This is a genomic window from Streptomyces sp. NPDC107581 (assembly GCF_055657175.1).
On the sequence record NZ_JBVKBH010000036.1, the window covers coordinates 1 to 21,148 of the forward strand.

Here is a 21,148-nt window from a genome sequence, read left to right on the forward strand (position 1 = left end):
GTGTCGGAGGCGCCACCGTCGCCGGACCCACCCTTCTCCGTCCCGGTCCCTGACGAGCACCCGGCGACGAGTACGGCGACGCTCGCCGCGGCGGCCGCCGTGGCGACCCGCCTCACAGACTTCTTCCCCACCTTGTTGTCCTCCCCTTGCAGCTGTGCGGAACTTCCTGCGTGTGCAACAGGACGGCTCTCAACGAAGGTGGTGTGCCGACCTGACTCCGCAGTGTAGTCGAATCCGTTTCAAGATCGCAATGCAATGAAATGAAACGTAACGAAATGCAACGCAATGAAATTGAATTGGCATGGGGTTTGATCAGGCACGATTCGACACACGCCGATCTGAGGATGGGGATTCGTTTCAATACAGGTCCCTACCGGGCCGGGCAATGGGTGTCGCAGATCGGCACACAGCGGCTCGCCTCTCCGCCCGTCGCCGTCGCTTGCCTTTTCTCTCGCGCGCCGACGAGAGCGGCACCGGCCCACCGGCCGCGCGGGCGCCGGAGCGGAGAATCGCTCTCACAGAACCGTTAGGCAGTCGAAGTACCCGTCCGGGCGACGTCGTCCGCCCCCGCCGGCGGCCTGATTTCCGATACCGTCTCCTTAGCGGAAATCAGAAACAGCGCGCTTGCAGACGCCTACAACAGGCGCTGACAACTACCGGAGGGGGCGGCGATGCCGGAGCGAGGCGAGTCCGAGGAGCCGGACCGGTCGTTCGAGGAGGTTCAGCGGCTGCTGGAGGTCGAGGCCGAGCGCCGCGGCGTCAGCGGCCCCGAACTGCTCGACCAGCTCGCCCGCGAGGGCCGGTACACCGGCCTGGTCGACACCGACCCGCAGGGCGACCTCACCGGGTGGACCACCACGGTGGTCGACCGCAGCGGCATCGCCCGCGGCGGCGGGGAGAAGACGGTGTCCGTCCAGCCCCTGGTGTCGCCCGAGCTGTTCGGCGGCGGACCGGTGACGATCCTGGACGGCGCCGAGGGGGCCGCCATCCTGGGCCCGCTGAACAGCGGGAAGACCAGCGCCGTCGAGCTGACCCGGGCGCAAATGGACGCCGCCGGCGTCGCGTACGAGGAGCGGGCCGTCACAGACGACTTCGGCGTCCAGCGCGTCGAGTTCACCGTCGAGCGGCCGGAGAGCGGCGAGTGACCGGCGACCGGATGCCTTACGGCCGGTGGTGCATGGAGGCCGACGCGGCGGACGCCCAGCGCGGGGACCTGGTCCCGCTCGCCGAGCTGCCCGGCCTTGTGTCCGGCCGGGCGAGCCTGAGCCGGGCGCTGGAGCTTCTGCAGGAGGCCCCCAGCCGGCCCGCCGCGCTGGACGAGGCCCGCGAGGCGATCCGAACGGCCCTGGAGCAGGTGCCCCAGACCGGCCGTGACCAGCACTGTCACGAGTACCGGTGGCGGTCGGAGGATGCTCCGGTGTGCTCGGTGAAGACCTGCGGACGGTGTGCTCCGATCCGGGCCGCCCGCGAACGGCAGGACGCGCGGTGACCGCCCCGTACACCCGGGCAGAAGCCGGGCGAGACCGGCTGGACGAGCAGATCGCCACGGCCGCCGGGAACATGCAGCGTCTCGCCGAGGAGATCGCGGCCGAGGCCGCCGAGCTGGGGCGACTGGCCGCAGCCGGGGCGCCGTTGAGCGCGCAGGCCCGGAAGCTGACCGACTGCCTCCAGGGCGTCGCCCGGGGCGCCGCACGGCATGACGCCCTGACCGACGCGGTGAGGATGGTGTACGGCAGACCGGCCGTACCAGCGGATGCTCCCACCGCAGTCCTCCCCCTTCCCGCGCCGCCGGACGAGCCCTTCCGGGGAGACCGCTTGATCCGGCTGACTGCCGCGGAAGTGCAGGAAAAGATGCGCACCCTGAACAACGACACCCCAGGCACGGGGGGCACGGGCCGGTGAGCCAGACCTTTGAGCAGGCCCGCACCCAGGAGTGGGGGCCCGAGGCCGAAGCGATCAAGACCCGGGTCCGCGCCGCACTGCGGCGCGGCCGTGGCATCGCCGTCTTCCCGCTGGTGGAACTGCTGCTGGAGGGCGAGGAGTTCGACCTGACCGGCCTGCCGGACGAACGCCGTCGGCTGGAGATCGGATTCGCCTACCGCGCCGGCCGGATGGAGGTCGAGACCTTCCCCGCCACGCTGCCGTCCGACCCGGGTGAAGCCGTGCTGGTCTACCGAGCCCAGCCGCTCGACGGCTCCCCGGACCCCGTCGCCACGCTGCTGGACGCGCTGAAGGCGATGACCCGGGCGTCCGGTACGGGCGCCGAAGCCGTCCATCAGACCGCCCAGGACGCGGCGGCCGCCGTACGCGCCATGCTCCCGCCGACCCGCACCAAGCGGAAGTAAGACCCGGAGGCCCCTGCCGTGACCAGCACTGACATCGCCCTCCCGCAGTCTCGCCCCATCGCCCGGCAGATGGAGACGGTGACCACCAGGACCGGAATGCGGCTGTCGGCGTCCGCTGCCAAGTGGTTCGAGGAGAGCGTCCCGCGGTCGAGCCGGGACGCGCGGGCCTGGCGCTGGCAGGAGTACGCGCAGTGGTGCAGCGACGTCGACTGGCACACCGCCGAACGCGGCGCCGTGGCGTCGTTCATCGCCGCCCTGGCCGACCGGGGGCACCCGGTCAAGACGCTGCAAGCGATGTCGGGCACCCTGCGCGGGATGCGTGCGCTGGACGGATCGCCGCTGGACGCCGAGGAGTTGAAGGCGATCGAGGGCGTCATCCGGGGACGCGCCAAGCACGAGGCGAAGGGGATCGGGGGCGTCCGTCCCGGCCCGCTGAAGGCGGACGGCGTGACCCCGGAAGACCTGCGGCGCATGGTCGCCACCCTGAACGTGAGCACCCCGCGCGGGGCGCGGGACGCGGTCACGCTGGTGCTCGACTGGTGGATGGCCGGGCGGTGCAGCGAGCCCGCCGCCCTCAACATCCACGACATCCGCATCCTCACCGTGGAGCTGACGGACGAGGAGACCGGCGAGATCCACGAGGTTCCCGCGCTGGAGGTCGAGGTCAGGGAGTCCAAGGCGGACCAGGACGCCAAGGGCGAGACCGTCCGCATCCTGGCGCCCCTGGACGCACCGGAGCTGTGCCCGGTCACCGCCGTGCGCCGATGGTTCGACGTCCTCGCCGACGCCGGGCAGCTCACGGACGGTCCCCTCCTGCGCCGGATCGACCGGCACGGGAAGATCGGCGCGGACGCCGCCGGCCGCCGCAACGACGACGCCGACCGCCAGGGCGGCATCACGGCCCGGACCGTTCGGACCATCATCAAGACGGCCGCCCGCGCGGCGGGACTCATCAAGGACGAGGACGAACGGGCGGTCGCCGAGGTCTGGGAAGACCGCGCGGAGGCGGTCGCCGCCGCGGCGGCGACCGGCAGCGAGGCCGAGGCCAGCAGCATCCTCTCCGGCTGGCGGCTCCGCCTCCGCCGTGCTCTGCAGCAGGGCCGCCGCATCACCGGGCACAGCATGAGGCGCGGGTTCATCCAGGCCGCCCTGCGCAGCAAGAAGCCACCGCACCAGGTCGCCATTCACTCCCGTCACGCACCCAAGAGCCGGGCCTTCTGGGAGTACGTCGACAGCGTCCCGGACTGGGAGCAGAGCGCGACCATGTCCCTGCGTCTCGCGGCTTAGGACGTCATCACGAACGGCTTGTTGCACCCGCCGCAGATGACCGGCGGCCCCTCCCAGGTGCCTGCCGCCGCCCGCAGCGTGCGCACGGGACGGCACTGGCAGCTCGCCGGCCGGTAGTTGGTGTTCCGGCGTTCCCCGCCGGTGGCAGTGGCGCCCGAGGGCGGGATCGTCCGCTCCGCCCGGATCGCCACCTCCAGCGCGGCGATCTGCTCGCGGTAGCGCTGCCGTGCGATGTCCGTGATCGAGGTGACGGAGTAGCCCTTGCGCTCCGAGCGCTCCACGGCGAGCCCCAGCACCTGAGCCGAGTCCCGGAAGTGCTTGTTGTGGTACTGCGCGGCGTTGCAGTCCTTCTCTCCACGGGTGGAGCACCGCCCGTGCGCTCCTTCGTGCAGCAGGCTGCCCATCACGTCGGCGGCACCGCGGGCCAGGCCCTCGGCGGCGATCCATACCTCCGGGACCTTCTCGCCGCCGGTAAGACTCCACTGCTGGGCCCAGAAGTGTGCCCAGAGCGGCTTCCGGTGCTGGGTCCCCATCGTCACCACGGCGTCGGGCACTTCGGGATGGTGGCGGCGGATCGCCTCCCAACCCACGGCGAGGGCCCCGGTGATGGCGGCTCCGACGCTGCTGAGCGTCGCGTTCTGGGCAGGACCCTCGGACTCTGATGCTGACGTGGTGATGATCGCTTCTCCCATTCTCGCGTCTTAAGACGCGAGAATATCGGACCCAGGCGCCGATCTCACCGGCCATAGGTTGACTCGCACAGCCGAGAGAGGGAGGGGTCGACGGCCCCCTTCGACATAGCGCACACCGTGCCCATGTCATACGAACGGGCTTGGCGGGGACGGACCGGAGGCCGCTTCGGCACCGTACGTGGCCGGGGGGCCGCATGCTCGACCCGGGGGCGCGGGCGCGGGGCCGCGCGGTGTTCGTGTTCGACGGGAGCCGGTGCGGCGCGGGCTGGAGAGGCCGGGTGCCGTGGCGGCGCCTTCCGTGTCTCCTTCGCCGGCCGGGACGACGGCGCGGAATGTGCCGAGCCCTCGGAAGTGTCCACGAGCGCTTCGAGAGCTGGTGGAGGTGAGGGCGGCGTCTCCGGGAAGATCATCGGCCGGGCGTTCGCCGGGGGCCGTGTGCCGTCTGGGTGCGGAGCCGGCCCGGCGACGCTGACGCACCCGGTGCACCCCGCAGCGAGCAGGACGAGGGCGGACAGGAGACGGCGCACCACTCCACCGTGCCCGAGCCGGGAGGGAGCCCGACCCCGACACGCGGAAGGATCACCGGTACGTGTACCAGCCCACCGGCAGGTGCTGACAGGGGGCCCCGTTCTGGCCGTTAGGCCCACTCGGTGCTGGTCGAGCAGATGGCAGGTAGGGCCGCTCCCGCCACTAGGTGGTGGACGACCCCGAGCGCGATGAGCCCGCAGGTGTGCAGCGCTTCCTCGCGCTCCATCGTGTAGACGCCGAGCCCGCGGACGTCGAGCGCGGCCGCGATCCGTTGTGCCTGCCGCCACCGCACCCGCCGGACACCGAGCGGGGCGGCCTTGAGCACGGCCCGGCGGCGCAGCCGGTGTATGAGCAGCTTCTCGGTACGCTCCCACCGGCTCATGTACCGGTCGAGCTGCACACCGATGCGGCCGCTCTGCTCTGCGGTCCGCCACTCGGCGCAGGCCGTCAGGTACGCCAGGGCCACGGTCACGACGGCCGCGTCCTGGTCCCGGCGCTGGAGGAGAGCGTCCACGGCGTCCCAGTCGGGAGCGGTGGCGCCCAACGCGGCGACCCCGTCCTCGGCGCGGTCCCTCGCCCCGTTCTCTGGAGGCCGGGTCACAGCGACTCCTGCGGCCGGTCGGCTTGTTTCAGCGGCCGGTCAGCGTACGGGTAGAGCGGACGTTGCCGCGCGAGTTCCGGCGCCCGGTCGAGGCGGTCGATCAGGCTCGGCTCGCGGTAGTGCCACCGGGCCCAGTCGAGGGCCGCCCGCTTCGTCTGCTCGCGCCGCAGGAGGCCGAGGTCGGGGTGCCACACCACCCAGTCCAGATGACCGCCGCGGCGAGAACGCCACAGCACGAACAGCACGAGCGCGACCACAGCACTCAGCCCGGCCCACGGCAGGGCGAGCAGTGCTGCCGCATCGCGGAGGTCGGAGGGCTGGGCCCACAGCAGTAGCAGGCTCAGGACGGGAGACACCGCCCAGGCGACCCAGTACGCGTAAGCACCGCGCATGACCCGGCGGTACACCATCACGGCGCCGAACAGTGCACCCGCCGCGACGAGTACCGGCCACCGGTGCCCTGAGCCGGCCGCGAGGACGACGCACACCGCGGCGGTGCCGGTCAGTCCGGCCGCCGTCGTACGGTCCTGCCGTGCACGAGCGTCGGCGGTGGTGTCGGGCATGTCCGCAGGTCCTGATCAGACGGGAGAGTGGCGGCCGCCGCTGAAGTGCCGCACCAGCGGGTCGAAGACCTGGTGCCGGACCGCGTGCTCGGCTGCTTCGTACTCTACGGGGTGGTCGAGGTCCGGGGAGTCGTCCGGGCCCAGCCCCAGGTTCGCCGCCCACTCCACGCAGTTGTGGCAGCCGTCGACCCGGGGCGGATTCAACCGGTGCACAACCAGTTGGTGCGTGGTCCACGCGTTCTCGGCATCGAACACCTCTCGTGCCGCTTCCCCGGAGTTCACGGCGGCGCCATAGGCGGTGACCCACGTCTTCATGAGGTCGCGGCCGTCGAGGCAGCACGGTGTGGGCAGGCCCGGGACGGCGAGCGGGGAGAGCGCGAGGGCGTTGTCCTGCATAGGGCAGACCGTACCGGGCGGACGCCCACGACGAACAGGGAACGGGTTTCCCGGACGGTTGGCTGGTTCCCGCAGTCGTGCACCAGTGCGCTGCTGCTGAGAAACCGGTGTGACCAGTAGCGTTTCTCCGGGGGCCGCGGCAGCGGCACACGGGAGCCGGGAAGAAGCGGAGAACACGGTGGACGATGTCGAGGGCCTGCGGATCGAGGTGTACCGCACGCTTCAGCTCGCGGGCCTTCCCCTGAGTGATCTCCCTTCCACTCCGGTCAGCGCCGGCGGCGGCGTGGACGTCGTGGAGTCCCGCGAACTGGGGGCCGTCATCGTGGGGTGGGCGTGCAGCGCGGAGTTGCTGAAGCAGGCCGCCGACGCCATCGACCGTGAGGAGGACGAGCACCCCGACGTGCAGCTGCAGGACGAAACCGAAGCGGCGATGGCGGCCGCGATCGACCGGGTGCTGCGGCGACGGGGTTTCGTCACGCGCGTCCGTGCCGACGTGCCCGGCAGTCACCAGTTGGTCGTCACCCGGAGGGATAGCGACTGACCGGCTGAGCGTTCATCCTCAGAAACTCACGTCAGCGCTGTGGGTTCCTGAACGAGCGCTTCCAACAGATCCCCGAACTCCGGTCGGCCTCACCACGAGTTCAGCGACTGGGACGCCATCGCTTAACCCCGCATGTCCCAGCCGCGTTCCAGTCGTGCCGACCTGGCCGCCGCATCCCGGTCCCTTCGGTTCTCCACCGAGGGGACCGTCGTACGTCCGGCCACATCGCGAGGCCGAGGGCAGCCCGCAGCACTGCCGTGGGAGCCGACACCCAGTCCAACGCTCACAGAGAGCGAGGGTGACGAGTCGTCACCCTCGCGAAGGACACGAGCCACGCCGTCGTTGACGCGCCGGCACCACAGTGCCAAGCCGACATGAACAGGTCGAAGGCCGGACATTCCGCGTTGAGCGGGGCGGGGTGGACGTGAAAAAAGTGCTCCGACACGCGTGATTCGTGATGCACGGAAGGGGTCCGAGATGGCAAGATACGGATCATGGCCGGGACTGGGAACAAGCGGATGCTCACGAATCGTGAGAGCGCCTACGACCCTGCCTCGGGCGAGAACTGGCGGATCACCGTCAACCTGCCGCCGGTGGTGGCAGAGGCCCTGATTCCGAAGCTGCGGGAGATTCACCCCCGCCTGGCTGCAGCTGGTCTCATCGGCGCCGTCGTGGAGCACCTGGTGTTGCGCGGCGACGAGCCGCTGGACTGGAAGCGCACAGCCGAGATGGTGAAGAAGGAGATCCAGGGGATCGAGGGGGCATCGCGCCCGGCCAACCCGGCTCAGGACGCACCCCTCCCTCGGGGTAGTCGCCATGGGGGCATATCGACGTAGCTGATACACGCCCCGGGGACTCACCCGCGGGGCCTTCCGAAAACTGAATCCCAAGGCACTGTCAGCGATCAGGTTGGTCGCCAGGGAGCTGACCAGCGCCTCTTCCATCGACGTCGGCGACACCGCCCGATGCGGGCTTTGTGCTGCCTGATGTCGTTCAGTTCTGGAGACCATCATAGCCACAGGTCCCCGGGCCGGCACCTCCTTGCCTCAAAACGGTGTGTCACGCGCATCGTTCGCTGGGGTACCCACCGCCGAGCCCCGTACGCGCAAAACGGTGGCCACCGAGCCGCTGTTCTCCCTTCCCAGCACTCCGACGCTGCCCCGGCAGCAGACGGAGGACAACACCGAGAGCGCAGCCGAGCGAGCCCGCGTGGCCGCCCTGCTGCTGGACGACCTCCTGTTCGCCGCCCCCGTTTTCTGCATCGACAGCGGAAACTCGAAGGTGGTAACCGACCGGCCCCTGAAGTTCCTCAGCGAGGCCGCCGAGTTCGTCCGTACCGGCCGCGCAGCCTCCTACGTCGCCACCCTCCGGGAAAGCGCGGTCGCCGTCGACATCGACGGTGACGACGACGACTGGAGCACCAGCGCGCTCGAACACCTCACCAGCCGCGCCGGAGAACTGGACGGCTGGTTCGTTACCCGACGCTCCGGCGGCGGCGCCGGCCGCTGGCACCTGATCGCGTGTTTCCGCACCCAGGCCGCCCGCGCTGAGTTCAAGACCACGGTGGAGACCGTCCGCGCTCACTGGGGAGCCACGGCCCGCCAGATCGACTGGCGCCGTACCCTCCGCCCGCTCTCCGCACCGCACCGCAAGAGCGGCCGCGTCGACCTCCCCGAGTTCGTGGAGGGGGCCGCCAACACGCTGCCGTCGTGGGCCATGAACATGCCCCAGTACACCCGGCCGGTTACAACTCTGCGCAAGGAAGTTCCGGCAACTCCCTGGCAGCGTCGTATCTCCACGATTCCGGAGGGGGAGTTCTGGGAGCGTCTTCGTAAGCCCGGCCCCGATTACTGGGTGGACCGGTCCCTGAGCGAACTGCTCTCTACCGCCCGCCTCATCATTGCGGGGTTCGACGCCGACGCCGCATGGCAGGTAGTCAGCGACCCCGCGCACCTCGGTTTCCACCGCGCCCGCAAGCGCGGCCACCGCTGGTGGGTGAAGCACTGCTGGAACGCGGCCGTCGAGTACGTGGACGACCACCGGAACAGCCGCACAGGGAAATCCGCGTCCGAGCGCTGGAAGAAGGTCACAGGCCCGCTTCTGGCAGGCGTACGGAAACTCCACTGGCCGAACTGGACCACCGCCACGCGGCACAGCAGGGAACACATCCTCGCGGCTATCGGGGACCGCATGGCGCGTCAGGGGCTGGCCTGCCGACCGCTGCCGGAACGGGATCTGGAGAACGACACGGGGAAGTCCCGGAACACGATCCGGGACGCCCTGGAGGCGTTCGTGGAGGACGGAGTCCTCATCCGGACCCGGACGTACGACCAGAGCATGGGCCCCAAGGCGTCGCACGAGTTCAGCCTGAACCTGCTCGCCCTGGACTTCCGTGCTGAAACTTCTGAACCACCTTGTAGTCACTCCCCCGCCCCCCGCAGCCGCTCCTGGTTCAGCCTCGCTACGACCCTGGCCCTCCACCCCGGCCCCCTCACGGTCACGCAGCTCTACACCCTCAGCGGCTACACCCCCACCCCCACCCCGACCCGGGCCCAGCTGACGAACGTGGAGACCGGCCTCCAGGTGCTGAGGAAGCTCCGCGTCGCCCAGGCCGGACGGAAGGGCTGGGCGCTCACGGGCCAGGCCGTGCGGGTACTGCGGTCCATGACCCAGCGGAAGGCAGCAACGGCAGCGCGGATCGAGCGCGAGCGAAGTGCGTTCGCGCGGGCCTGGGAGGCCACCAGGGAGAAGCTGCAGCGCCGTTGGGAGGAGCAGAAGGAGAAGGCCCTCCAGAGGCGTGCAGCGGCCGACCAGAGCCGTCGTGAGCAGTGGTGGGCGAGTTTGCCCGCGGAGGAGAGGAAGACCCGTCGAGACGAGTGGAAGGCCCGTTTCCGTGAGCTGACGCCGGCCCAGCAGAAGGCCAGGGTCACTGAGTTGCGCGAGCGCCGGTACATGGCGAAGTGGGGAGCGGCCGCCTAGGTGAGTATCGCCGGGTAGCCGCCCGCCAGTTCGGCAGCGCGAACCCTGCCAGCAAACTCAGAGTTTGCCGCAGGGTGTAAAACCATGTGTAAAACAGGGTGTGACAAAGGGTGCTCCCCCCACCCCCTCTGACCTGCCCTTTTCCACGTGCTGCATCCTGACCACCCACTCCCATCGTCCCTCAGGAAGTGGGTGGTCAGGATGCAGCACGTGGGTTCAGATCAGAGGGGGTGGGGGGAGCACAGGTTGAGTGTGGTGGAGGTAGGAGAGGAATTGAGAGGAGGAGAGTGAGAGTGAGTGAGAGAGAGTGAAAGACAAAGACGAAGGGCAAAGACAAGGACAAAAGAGAAAGACAAAGACGAAAGACAAGAGAAGAGAGAGAAGATTTTAAGAACTAGGGTGGGCCGGTGGGTGGTACGGAGGAGTGGTATCTGCAAGTTGTCGCTGGTGAGTTACTGGGCAGGGATGGGCAGCGAAACTTGAAGCCGGGGGGGGTAGTTGCTCCGGCGGGGGGCGGTGGGTTCGCCGGGAGGGTGCCGCCAGGAGGTGGGTCGGTGTGCGGACGGTGATCGGCTCTGATCTGTGCCGTCGTGATGCAACCTGTCCACCGGTGGCGAGTTCCGCGTCTTGAGGGTGTTGGTTCGCTTGCTTCCGTCGGCGACGAGCTGTCGAGTTCGCCCCGTGGTGGGTGGCTGGGCGAGTCGGAGAGTTTCCGTCGGAGTGGGGCGAGGTTACTGAAGTGGGCGCCCTTCGGGCGGCGTTTGGTGGTCCGGCGGCGTTCACCTGGTGGCAGACGTCGGCCCCGGGGGGCCTTTGGTCTGCCACCAGGGCGCCGGACCTTGGTCGACCCCTGGCGGGGTCGGCTGCTTTGATCTGGTGGTGGCCTCCTACGTCGGCCACCACGGCAGGGGCTCTCGTTCCTCGGCCCCTGCGGGCGGGCGAGGCCGGTTTGAACTTCAGGGTTTTGCCGTGTGCCGCACGGCGCGCGTTCGTAAGTCACGGTGGGAGTTGGTTGTCGTGGAGGTTGTAGTCCGCGAAGTGGTGGTGCCCAAGGGTAAGAACTGGCGGCTTACCGAGCGGGACGTGCCGGTTCTGGAGTGGATCGGCCGGTGGTTCGGCGTAACGGCAGAGCAGGTCACGCGGCAGTTCACGGGAGACGGTGGAGTTCTGCCGTCTCGTCAGGTGGTGTACCGGAGGCTCCGAGCGCTGACGTCGATGGGTCTGCTGTCAGCCGGCCAGCTCCCCGGACGGCGCGCTCAGGTGTTCTGGCTGACGAAGTCTGCGACGGAACTGCTGAACATTCCTGGGAACGCAGTGACGCCGAATATCAAGGAGTACAACCATGACCTGGCCGTGGTCGACCTGGCTCAGTACATCAGCAGCATCAGGCCGGACGATGAGCTGGTGACCGAGCGGGAGATCCGTGCTCGCGATACCCCGAACCAGTACGCGAGCACGGAGCCCACCTACGCGGTGTCGACCGGGGAGAACGGGCACGGCCGCCGTTACCCGGACCTGGTGGGTCTACGTCCGGACGGAACCGTGTGGGCCCACGAGCTGGAGCGAACCCAGAAGGCGCGTCCGCGTCTCGTGAGGAACATGCTGCTGTACGTCAACGCCGATCACATCAGTTACGCCATGTACTGGGCCTTTCCCAAACTGCTGAAGAACGTGGAGCAGGCCGCGGAGGAAGCGAACGCTTCCTCCGTCGAGCTGGGGCGGGGACAGAAGATCTTTGTCCGCGTCTGGGATGTAGAAGAACGGGGAGCAGAGTGAGTACGCCACGGAGCCAGCGAGCACGAGGGAACATCGCAGGCGGACCTACGACGAAGTGGCAGGGTTCGCAGCCCATCAACCCAAACTCCGGTGAGGCCGTGGCGAGGGCGGCAGGGGTGATCCTGGCCGTCCTGAACCCGGTCGCGGCGATTCTCGTGCTGGTCCTGGTCGCGGCCGGCCGCCGTTTCCCGCCGCGGGCCCGGCACTGGGTGTGCTGGGCCGGGTGGGGTGCCGTAGTCGTCGGCGCGCTGATCGGATTCTTCCGGTGGTACCTGGTGCCGTACCGCGAACTGGGTACGGCGATCTGGGACAGCCCGAACCGGGCCGCTCTGGCAGAACTGGCCCAGGAGAACTGGGCGAGCTGGGTGGGCAACCAGATTCCGTTCAGCGTGACCGTCGCGGCCGGGATCGGTGGAGCCTGGCTCATCCGGCGAGCGAAGTTCACGGCTGAGTGGCGGACGGTGAAGGACCCGGTGCCGCAGAAGCGGATCGAGGCGAAGCTGCGGGAGCTCGCGCAGAACGATGACCGTCCCGCGGCGCAGAGTTTGGACGACCTGCGTATCCGGCTGGGCGTCGACAAGATGACCGGCGACGCGTGCGAGATCAGCGGCCGTGCGATGAGGCGCCACGGATTCATCCCGGGAGCATCCGGCTACGGAAAGTCCCGCACGATCGAGCAGCTGGTGTACGAACTGGTCGTCAGTCCGCACGCGCGGCCCCTGGGCATCGGATTTCTGTTCGCCGACATGAAGGCGGACCCCATGCTGATCGAGGCGATGGCCGGAGGAGCGCATCACGCGGGGCGCCGGTTCAAACTGGTCACGGTCACGGGAGCGGGCACGACGTACAACCCCATCCGCCACGGTTCCGCCGAGCAGATCCGCAGCCGGATCGTGGAGTGCCTGGACCAGGTGGCCGGCGGCGGGTTCTCCGAGCCGCACCACCGAGAGGCGGCTGAAGAGTTCCTGCTGTACGCCGTCCGGGCCCTGGACGACCTGGTTCGCGGAAGCGTCACCGAGTTGTTCCCCGACGGGACGACGAGGGCCTGGCGCCGCGACCTCCCCGACCTGGCCCGTCTGCTGACCCTGAAGTCTCTCGGCTCCCGGACGAACCACTTCTCGCCGCGGCTGCAGAAGGAACTGGGCGACTACCTGAACTACCTCAACAGCGAGGCGAAGGATCTGAAGCGCTCGATCCCGGGCCTGGCCACCCGCATCCGGAACCTGGTGTCGGGCGACGCCGGCCGCGTCCTGATCGAGACCCAGGACGGTGTCGACCTCTACGAGTCGGTCAAGCGCGGCGACATCGTGCTGTTCTCTCTCGCGGCGAACACCGACGCGAAGGCGGCGCGGCAGATCGGCAACCTGTTCCTCACCGACCTCGGATCGGTCGGAGACCGGCTGCTGGCGGAGAACTTCGGAGAGAACGGCGGACTGTTCATCGCGGGCGTCGATGAGTTCAGCGGACTCGGCGGATCGACGATGACGGGCCTGTTCCAGCGGTTGCGCGCCGCCGGCGGCGGTCTGTTCGTGTGCACCCAGGACCTGGCGGACCTGGCCGACGTGTCCGACGCCTTCCTGGCAGCCGTGCTCACCAACGCGGACGTGCTGATCCTCCACCGCACCAAAGCGTCCGCGGAACAGGTCTCCGAACTGCTGGGAACGTACGAGGGGTGGGAGGAGACGCTTCAGGTCCAGGAGGACATCGGAGTTCTCGGCTCGACCACGGCCGGGTCCGGAGTCGGCTCCCTGCGCCAGGTCGACCGCTTTAAGGTCCACCCGAACCAGCTTCGGGAACTGGGCGTCGGCGAGGCCATCGTCGCCATCGGTCACCCGGAGGACTCTTCCCAGACGGTGCAGATGGCCCTTGCCCCGCGGTATCCGGTGCCGGAGGCCGAGCCGGACGAGGTGCTGGAGCAGCAACCGCCGGTCGACCTCACGAAGGAACTTCCCCCTGCGTCGTCGCCGGCCCGCAAGGACGTCGAGGCCGTTGAGGTAATCCCGGAGAGCGCGCCGGAGGATGGCGCCGAATTCGAGGGCTGGGAGGAGGAGCCTCCGGAGGTCGAGGAGGAACCGGACGAGGCGGACGAGAAGGAGACCGTGGAAACCGGCGATGACGCGGCAGAGGCGCCCGCGGAGGAAACTCCGGTCATCGTGCCCAGGCCCACGCCGAGCCCGTCCCCAGCAACGCCGAAGCCAGCCAGCGACCCGTTCTGACGAGGGGCTGAGGTTCACGATTTTCTGCCTCCGGCGGGCCCTTACTCCCAAGGGGGTGGGGGCTCGTCGCGTGTGTGCGGGCCGGGGAGTGGCTGGGGTTGGGGGGTGGCCGGGGGCTCCCCTCGGCCGGACGGGCACCCTTCGGGCTACCACCGAACCTGCGGGGGGTGCCAGGCCGAGCCGCTTCGCGGTCGCGCAAGCGCGAGCCTGGCACCCCCCGCAGAACCGGCGGTACGGCGGAGCTGCCCGACCGACCGAGGGGAGCCCCCGCCCACCGGGCGGAGTTGTGGCGGAGGCCGCCGGGCAAGGCCCGCGCGGAGGGGGCGGAAACCGCCGCTGACCTGCGGAAAGATGTGATGCAGGTCACCCGTTCGGAGGACTGTTCCAGGTGGACTCAGGCACTCAAATAAGGCAGAATTAGTGATGTCGGAAGGGGATGGCAGCCCCGGACGACAGGCCCGAACCTTCAACACCAGGGAGACCACGTGAACACCGAGACCGGCACCGCGAAGCACTGGATCGTGGACGCCTACGACGCCGTTCTGGTGGACGGCGTGATCGTTCACGACCTGTTCAACGTCGCCCGCGTCTGCATGACGTGCCACATGGAGACCGGTCTTACCGGCCCGTGCCTGCGGGCGAACCCCCTTCCGACCCCGGAGGAGATCACCCAGGTCGCGACGCTCGCCGAGCTGCACGAGGCCGCGCGTATCGCGTTCGGCACCCTCCCGCTGTGGATGGTCGACGCCATCGCGCGGGGCGAGCTGGACGCGTACGCCCCGGACGACCGGCGGAAGCGCCTCAGCCGGGCGCGTCAGTCGCTCGCGTACGCCGAGCTGCACCGCCGGGCGCTCGACACCGAGTAAGCAACCGCACGAGCCCCACCGTCCGGGGCGGGATGGCAGCCCGCCCCGGACGAGCCCCGAACCTTCAACACCGCAAGGACGCACAGCATGAGCACTCAGCCCGTCAAGCCCGAGACCGTCGCCCCCGAGTGGCCCGCCGCGAAGCCCGCCGACATCGACGCCGCCACGGCGTCCGCCATCATCGAGGCCCGCGCGATCAGCGAGGAGCTGACCAAGGAGCACGGCGTTCCGGCCGTCATCGTCGGGCACGGCATCGACCCGGTCACCAACGGGCCCGTTGTGCGCGTCGACACGGCGGAAGGGCTCATTGCCCTTGCGATCCCGGCGGTTGGCGAGCCGTACGTCATCCAGCGCGGCGGACAGCGCCTGTTGGGGCTCCAGGCCGTCCGCCGCCCGCGCGCCCAGGTCGCCACCGTCGCCCGCCAGTTCGTCGGAGTGCTCCAGGCCCGCAACCTCGTGTGACCCACGTCACTCGAACGAGGGATGCGAAAGGCTGGACCCGCACCCCAAAATAAGGCAGAATTAGTGATGTCGGGAGGGGATGGCAGCCCCTCCCGGCATCGGCCCGAACCTTCAACACCGGGAGACGCGATGCGGAACACCCCCACCACCGCCGAGCAGGCGCAGGAGAACTTGCAGGCCACTAAGGCACTGCTCGGACTCCAGCAGCGCGGATACCTGCACGCCGCCGAGCGCCGTTCCTTCGGCTGGATCGCCGTGATCAAGCGGGGTGAGCCCCCGGTCGTCATGCACTCCCCCAAAGGCGTCATGCAGTTCGTGGCCAACCACGGGATGCCCCAGAACCTGGAACCCGTCCGCCGCTAGCCGAGCCCCCGCCGGGAGGGGTGGCAGTCCCCTCCCGGCCCCCGAACCTTCAACGAGGAGCCACGCAATGCCCCGGAACAACAACCACAACGCCCGCCAGAACGACGGAAGCCGGTACGGACTGGCCATCGTCGTCGGCATCGGTGCCCTGTTCGTGGGGGGCGCGATCGGCCTTGACGGCGTGTGGTGGCTGATTCAGCACCTCATCCCCGCACTCGTCGTGGTCGGCACGCTGGGCGTGGTCCTGAAGATGCTGGACCGCCGCCGCCGGAGCTGAACCGCTCCGTACGGTCCCCGGTCCGAGCCGGGGACCGCACGGCGGCGGTAGCGGACGCGCCTGGCGGCGCGGCACCTCTTGTTCGTCCCCTTCGGGGCCGGCGGCCGCGCGGCGGCCGGGGTCCGCTGGCGCGGACCAGGCCCTCCTTCGTCGGGCCGAACGGACACGCCTGGCGGCGTGGCGGTGTTGGTGGCCCGGTGCGTGCTCGCCGGCCCCGGCCTCCTTCGTCGGCCGGTGCCGTCGGCACCGGGCCGTGGACGCGCCTGGCGGCGCGGCACCTTCTTCTTCGTCCCCTTCGGGGCCGGCGGCCGCGCGGCGGCCGGGGTCCGCTGGCGCGGACCAGGCCCTCCTTCGTCGGGCCGAACGGGCGCCCCTGGCGGGGCGGCTGTTCCCGTTCGGGTCCGCTGGCGCGGACCGCCGGGACCGTCCGCGCCGGCCGACGCGGAGTCCGGGGTGCAGATCGGCGCGGACATCGAGCGCGTACGTCGGTGAGGAGTTCAATTGCATTGCATTACGTTGCAGTGAAATGAAATGGATCGGGGCGAGTCGGATGCGCCTCCGGCGGGGGCCCTTACTCCCAAGGGGCGGGGGCGCGGGGCGAGTTGGGCCCCCGGTGGGTGGCTGGGGTGTGGGGGCGGCCGGGGTCTCCCCTCGGCCGGTCGGGCACCCGGAGGGCTACCCGGAACCCGGCGGGGCCGCCAGGCCGGGCCGCTTCGCGGTCGCTCCGCGAGCCTGGCGGCCCCGCCGGAACCCGGGTACGGGCGAGCCTGCCCGACCGACCGAGGGGAGCCCCCGCCCACCGGGCGGAGCCGTGGCGGACGCGCCCGGCGAGGCCGCCGCCGGTGGGGCGGAAACCGCCCCTGACCTGCGGAAATGTGTGATCCAGATCACCCCCCGAGACCCCTGTTTCAGGTGGACCCCGACCCATGAATAAGGCAGAATTAGTGATGTCGGAAGGGGATGGCAGCCCCGGACGGCGAACCCCGAACCTTCAACACCAGGGAGCGACCGTGACCGTCAAGACCGAATGGATCGACACGAAGGACGTGCAGGTGGGCGACAAGATCGCCTGTCTGCTCAGCGACGCCAGCGCCTACCCGACCGTCACCGGCTGGACGGACCGTGTGCTGGAGCTGAGCAAGCAGGGCCTGAAGGACGTCACGCACCGGACGTTCCAGGTCAGCGGCGCCCCGTGGTGGGCGGAGGACATGACCACCTTCGACCTGTCGGGACAGGCGCTGATCGTCTCCCGCGACGCGAAGGAGGACCAGGAGCCGGAGCGCGGGGACGGCACCGGGAGGCCGTCCATCGAGCAGATGCAGAGCTGGATGTCCGAAGGCGGAGCCGAAGCCCAAGACGGGTGCTGGGTCGAGCCGGACGGCACCTGTGGACACGGGTCGCCGTCGTGGCTGCTGGCCATCGGCGTGATCTGACGCCGTGACCGATCGGGCGGGGGCGAGGCCCCCGCCCACTCCCCGAACGCTTCAACGAACAGAAGGACTCCCCCAGTGGTCATCGCGTCCCCGTACACCATCGAACACTCCGCCCAGTGCCCGCCCGTCGACCCGCGCAGCAAGACGCGGCTCGACTGCCGCCGTTGCGACAGGACCCGGGAGTACGGCCCGTACTGGATCGACGGCGAGAAGCCCGTCACCTGCGGCACCTGCGGCGCCGTCGACGTCCGAACCCCCGCCGACCCCCGATTCGCCGGGTACGCCGGACACCACTCGCGGCCCGAGAACTGGCGCTCCGCGTGCTCCGGCGAGTACCTGGCACACGGCCGCGCGACCGCCGAGCGGTCGACCGAGCCCGGATGGATGCCGCTCGCGCACGTCCGTCTCGGCGACGTCATCACCCAGCGGGACAACTGGGGGAAGTGGGACGACCCCGCGATGGTGGTGGACATCGAGGAGGGCGAAGCGTCGCCGGGACACCCGCGCATCTTCGTCCGGTGGCTGAGCGACAACCCCCACCACGGTGGAGGCGTATGGGGAATGTGGGCCGCGCCGGGCACGCCGGTCCTGTTGGTCGAGGCGGCCACCTCCGAGCCCCCGGCCGCACATGTGAACGTCTACTACAGCAACGCGATCAGCAGGCGGAGCCAGGTCTACTCACGGTGCTACCGGACCGACGCCGCCGCCCAGGCGGACATCCGGGAGTTCTGGCCGTACAACAACACACGGTCCACCGTTTCCCGGTGCTGGTGCCGCCGTAACGAGCTCCGATAGCCGGAGGCGACGCGGCCCGCCCCTGCCGAGCCGGCCGGGGCGGGCCGCGTCGTGCTGTACGGCGGCGGTAGCGGACGCCCCTGGCGGGGCGGCGGTGTTGGTGGCCCGGTGCGTGCTCGCCGGCCCCGGCCTCCTTCGTCGGCCGGTGCCGTCGGCACCGGGCCGTGGACGCGCCTGGCGGCGCGACGACTTGTTGGGCCCCTTCGGGGCCGGCGGCCGCGCGGCGGCCGGGGTCCGCGGGGCGGACCAGGCCCTCCTTCGTCGGGCCGAACGGACCGCCTGGCGGCGGGCCGCCCGTTCGGGTCCGCTGGCGCGGACCGCCGGACCGGCCGTCTGTCGACGGGCAGGAGTCCGGGCTGCACCTGGTCGTGGTGGAGAGGGACCGCCTCCGGCGGGGGCCCTTACTCCCAAGGGGCGGGGGCGCGGGGCGAGTTGGGCCCCCGGTGGGTGGCTGGGGTGTGGGGGCGGCCGGGGTCTCCCCTCGGCCGGTCGGGCACCCGGAGGGCTACCCGGAACCCGGCGGGGCCGCCAGGCCGGGCCGCTTCGCGGTCGCTCCGCGAGCCTGGCGGCCCCGCCGGAACCCGGGTACGGGCGAGCCTGCCCGACCGACCGAGGGGAGCCCCCGCCCGCCGGGCGGAGTTGTGGCGGAGGCCGCCGGGCAAGGCCCGCGCGGAGGGGGCGGAAACCGCCGCTGACCTGCGGAAACATGTGATCCAGATCACCCCCCGAGACCCCTGTTTCAGGTGGACCCGGACCCATGAATAAGGCAGAATTAGTGATGTCGGAAGGGGATGGCAGCCCCGGACGACGAACCCCGAACCTTCAACACCAGGGAGCGACCGTGACAACCGATCAGGTCGAGAACACGCCGGTGGACAACCGGTACCGGTCCGTAACGCTCACCTTCGCCGGAGACGGCGAGTGCTCCGCGTGCGGGCACGAGGAAACCCCGCTGTACTCCGGGGACGAAGTCGCCCGCGTGTGCCCCGTGTGCGTGGCCGCGACCTTCCCGCCGCCGCCGTGGGAGGGTGACTGCCCGCCCGAGAAGGCGGATGTCGTGATCACTCACACCCGCGCCGACGGCACCCTTCTGGAGGGCTCGCGCAAGGGAGACGGGATCTTTGAGGCGATCCGCCCGCACGGGTGGCGGTTCTTCCCTTCGCTCGGATGCCTGGGTCTCTACCACTCCCGGGACAGGTCGGCGGACCGGTACAAGATCGACCCGGCGGCGAAGGCGATTCGCGAACTGGGCTTCACCGTGTGTGTCGTGGTCAACGAGGACGAGCGCCGCGCGTTCGCGGACGCCGAGGCCGACCGCGAGGAGCGGGCCGAGAGCCGGGCCGAGCGGTTCGAGGACCGGGCCAGCCGTGCAACCGCTTCGTCCGATGCGTCTTACCAGCGGTCGAGGCAGATCGGAGAGCGCTTCTACATGGGGCAGCCGATCTTGGTCGGGCACCACAGCGAGGGACGAGCCCGGCGGGACCATGCCCGGATGGACAACGCTATGCGCAAGTCCATCCAGGAGGGGGAGCGTGCCAAGCACTGGGCCCAGCGGGCGGAGGCGTCCGGCGCGTACACGGAGCACCGCACGAACCCGGCCCGGACCTTGCGCCGGATCGACACCAAGGAAGCGGACTTGCGCGGGGTCATCCGCTGGCAGCGCGGGGAGTCCAACAACGGCCACACCGTGCGGCTCTCGCCGGCCGTCGTGGTCGAGCTCTCGCGGCGGCGCGACGAGCTCACCGAGGAAGTCGGTTACTGGCGGTCGATCGTGGCCCAGGCGGAGGCCGATGGGTTCAAGGTGTGGACGTCCGACGACTTCACCAAGGGCGACTTCGTGCGGTCCCGCGGATCGTGGTACGAGGTGCTGCGGGTCAACAAGAAGACGCTTACGGTCGCGTGGAACCTCCGTCTTGCTCCGAAGGCGGTCATGACCGCCGCAGACGCGACGTTCGAGGCCGGGCACGTCGGCAGGCAGCCGGTGGACTACTCCGACGTCAAGACGCGCATGAGCGCCGGGGACATGGCGCGCTACCTGGAGCGTGACCGTACGCCGAGCATCGCCGACGCCAAGGCACTCATGGACGGCGTGACCGCCACCAGCACCGGGAACCAGGACCAGGCCCCGGCGGAGGTAGAAGGGTCCGCCGACATCCCCGAGCGCCTGCGGGACCTGCTGGCCGAGGGCGAGCAGATGCTGAAGCTGCCCGAACGCGAGTGGAGTTTCACCAGCACGTGCGGGCGGGTGTACCGGGTGCGGATGGTCACCGGGCGGGAGGCCACGGACCTACGCTTTGAGGTCCGCACCGTCAACGCGAGCGGTACGGCTGTCGGTGTGGGCAAGGACTGGACCGGCACGCTGGAAGTGATCCGGGAGCACGCCGCAGCGGCCGGTGAGCACGAAGGCAAGCAGTGCCCGCGCTGCGGCCGGACGTGGGGCAAGGGGTTCGGGAGCCCGGACGCCCCGGCCACCTGCACCCCGGGCCACTGGTCGTACTGCGACCGCGCCGCCGTACCGGTGGAGCAGGACGCCCCCAAGGACGCCCCGGCCAAGCCGAAGGCGAAGAAGCGCACGAGCGGGCCGAAGATGGTCATCGTCACCGCCGCCTACGGGTCGAGGCAGGCCCGCATGGTCTACGCGAACGGCCGAGGCACCGTGCGCGAGGACATCCCGGCCGTCTTCATCGACGCGCCCGAGGGCGTGAAGTTCAACGAGGGCCCCGCCTCCGCCGCCATCTGGCAGGGGGTGGACGAGGTCCTGAAGAAGGCGGGGTTCGTGCGACTCGGCGGCCGGACCGGAACCCGCTTCGGGGAAGTCCGCGCCAAGATCACCGAACGGGAGGACACGGAGCCGGTCGCGGCGGCGCCGCAGAGCCCGGCGAGCTGAACATCCCGTCGAAGCCCGGCGCCGCCCCCCTCGGTCACGCGAGGCGGGGCGGCGCCGCCGTGCGCGGCGCGGTAGCGGACACGCCTGGCGGCGTGGCGGTGTTGGTGGCCCGGTGCGTGCTCGCCGGCCCCGGCCTCCTTC

General features: G+C 70.2%; 21 protein-coding genes. 17 read left to right on the forward strand and 4 right to left on the reverse strand.

The features are described 5' to 3' along the window. Positions 1–671: 671 nt before the first annotated feature. From ACZ7P3_RS41570 to ACZ7P3_RS41590, 5 genes are read left to right on the forward strand one after another with little or no spacing between them, the layout of a single operon-like run. Complete coding sequence (locus ACZ7P3_RS41570) at positions 672–1,145, forward strand: hypothetical protein (protein WP_472089885.1); 474 nt, start codon at positions 672–674, stop codon at positions 1,143–1,145. An 11-nt stretch (positions 1,146–1,156) separates the two neighbouring features. Continuing rightward, positions 1,157–1,489, forward strand: a complete 333-nt coding sequence (locus ACZ7P3_RS41575; RefSeq protein ID WP_472089886.1) for a hypothetical protein — start codon at positions 1,157–1,159, stop codon at positions 1,487–1,489. After that, positions 1,486–1,902: a hypothetical protein gene (locus tag ACZ7P3_RS41580; RefSeq protein ID WP_472089887.1), complete on the forward strand. Its 417-nt coding sequence runs from the start codon at positions 1,486–1,488 to the stop codon at positions 1,900–1,902. Before ACZ7P3_RS41575 ends, ACZ7P3_RS41580 begins: the two co-directional genes overlap by 4 nt. Continuing rightward, positions 1,899–2,345, forward strand: coding sequence for a hypothetical protein (locus ACZ7P3_RS41585; RefSeq protein ID WP_472089888.1), 447 nt, complete (start codon positions 1,899–1,901; stop codon positions 2,343–2,345). The genes ACZ7P3_RS41580 and ACZ7P3_RS41585 overlap by 4 nt, the downstream gene beginning before the upstream one ends. 18 nt (positions 2,346–2,363) lie before the next feature. Continuing rightward, the gene (locus ACZ7P3_RS41590; RefSeq protein WP_472089889.1) at positions 2,364–3,632 is read left to right on the forward strand and encodes a site-specific integrase; all 1,269 of its coding nucleotides are present in this window, start codon (positions 2,364–2,366) and stop codon (positions 3,630–3,632) included. Here the strand turns inward: ACZ7P3_RS41590 and ACZ7P3_RS41595 are convergent. From ACZ7P3_RS41595 to ACZ7P3_RS41610, 4 genes are all read right to left on the reverse strand, one after another. Further along, positions 3,629–4,324, reverse strand: coding sequence for a hypothetical protein (locus ACZ7P3_RS41595; protein ID WP_472089890.1), 696 nt, complete (start codon positions 4,322–4,324; stop codon positions 3,629–3,631). The genes ACZ7P3_RS41590 and ACZ7P3_RS41595 overlap by 4 nt on opposite strands. A 637-nt stretch (positions 4,325–4,961) precedes the next feature. Next, on the reverse strand, positions 4,962–5,453 hold the full coding sequence (locus tag ACZ7P3_RS41600; RefSeq protein WP_472089891.1) for a hypothetical protein: 492 nt from the start codon (positions 5,451–5,453) through the stop codon (positions 4,962–4,964). Then, entirely contained in the window at positions 5,450–6,016 is a 567-nt protein-coding gene (locus tag ACZ7P3_RS41605; RefSeq protein ID WP_376535731.1) for a hypothetical protein, read from the reverse strand. The genes ACZ7P3_RS41600 and ACZ7P3_RS41605 overlap by 4 nt, the downstream gene beginning before the upstream one ends. 15 nt (positions 6,017–6,031) lie before the next feature. Continuing rightward, the gene (locus ACZ7P3_RS41610) at positions 6,032–6,412 is read right to left on the reverse strand and encodes a hypothetical protein (protein WP_472089892.1); all 381 of its coding nucleotides are present in this window, start codon (positions 6,410–6,412) and stop codon (positions 6,032–6,034) included. Positions 6,413–6,590: 178 nt separating this feature from the next. Between ACZ7P3_RS41610 and ACZ7P3_RS41615 the strand changes: the two genes are divergently transcribed. The 12 genes from ACZ7P3_RS41615 (at position 6,591) to ACZ7P3_RS41670 (ending at position 21,007) form a co-directional block, all read left to right on the forward strand. Continuing rightward, positions 6,591–6,953: a hypothetical protein gene (locus tag ACZ7P3_RS41615; protein WP_472089893.1), complete on the forward strand. Its 363-nt coding sequence runs from the start codon at positions 6,591–6,593 to the stop codon at positions 6,951–6,953. 494 nt (positions 6,954–7,447) lie between these two features. Beyond that, the gene (locus ACZ7P3_RS41620; protein ID WP_472089894.1) at positions 7,448–7,789 is read left to right on the forward strand and encodes a hypothetical protein; all 342 of its coding nucleotides are present in this window, start codon (positions 7,448–7,450) and stop codon (positions 7,787–7,789) included. Between the two features lie 277 nt (positions 7,790–8,066). Continuing rightward, positions 8,067–9,932: an OmpH/Skp family outer membrane protein gene (locus tag ACZ7P3_RS41625; RefSeq protein ID WP_472089895.1), complete on the forward strand. Its 1,866-nt coding sequence runs from the start codon at positions 8,067–8,069 to the stop codon at positions 9,930–9,932. Positions 9,933–10,949: 1,017 nt separating this feature from the next. Beyond that, complete coding sequence (locus ACZ7P3_RS41630; RefSeq protein ID WP_472089896.1) at positions 10,950–11,708, forward strand: hypothetical protein; 759 nt, start codon at positions 10,950–10,952, stop codon at positions 11,706–11,708. Further along, the gene (locus tag ACZ7P3_RS41635; protein WP_472089897.1) at positions 11,705–13,924 is read left to right on the forward strand and encodes an ATP-binding protein; all 2,220 of its coding nucleotides are present in this window, start codon (positions 11,705–11,707) and stop codon (positions 13,922–13,924) included. The genes ACZ7P3_RS41630 and ACZ7P3_RS41635 overlap by 4 nt, the downstream gene beginning before the upstream one ends. Before the next feature lie 485 nt (positions 13,925–14,409). Next, complete coding sequence (locus ACZ7P3_RS41640) at positions 14,410–14,790, forward strand: hypothetical protein (protein ID WP_472089898.1); 381 nt, start codon at positions 14,410–14,412, stop codon at positions 14,788–14,790. Between the two features lie 87 nt (positions 14,791–14,877). Then, positions 14,878–15,252: a hypothetical protein gene (locus tag ACZ7P3_RS41645; RefSeq protein ID WP_376539193.1), complete on the forward strand. Its 375-nt coding sequence runs from the start codon at positions 14,878–14,880 to the stop codon at positions 15,250–15,252. A gap of 129 nt (positions 15,253–15,381) precedes the next feature. Further along, complete coding sequence (locus ACZ7P3_RS41650) at positions 15,382–15,615, forward strand: hypothetical protein (RefSeq protein ID WP_030795585.1); 234 nt, start codon at positions 15,382–15,384, stop codon at positions 15,613–15,615. A gap of 67 nt (positions 15,616–15,682) precedes the next feature. Continuing rightward, entirely contained in the window at positions 15,683–15,892 is a 210-nt protein-coding gene (locus ACZ7P3_RS41655) for a hypothetical protein (RefSeq protein ID WP_266665108.1), read from the forward strand. 1,010 nt (positions 15,893–16,902) lie between these two features. After that, positions 16,903–17,325 (forward strand): hypothetical protein, encoded by a 423-nt coding sequence (locus tag ACZ7P3_RS41660; protein WP_472089899.1) that lies wholly within the window; start codon positions 16,903–16,905, stop codon positions 17,323–17,325. 75 nt (positions 17,326–17,400) lie between these two features. Continuing rightward, positions 17,401–18,120, forward strand: coding sequence for a hypothetical protein (locus ACZ7P3_RS41665; protein WP_472089900.1), 720 nt, complete (start codon positions 17,401–17,403; stop codon positions 18,118–18,120). A gap of 841 nt (positions 18,121–18,961) precedes the next feature. Next, positions 18,962–21,007, forward strand: coding sequence for a DUF3560 domain-containing protein (locus ACZ7P3_RS41670; protein WP_472089901.1), 2,046 nt, complete (start codon positions 18,962–18,964; stop codon positions 21,005–21,007). Positions 21,008–21,148 lie beyond the last annotated feature (141 nt).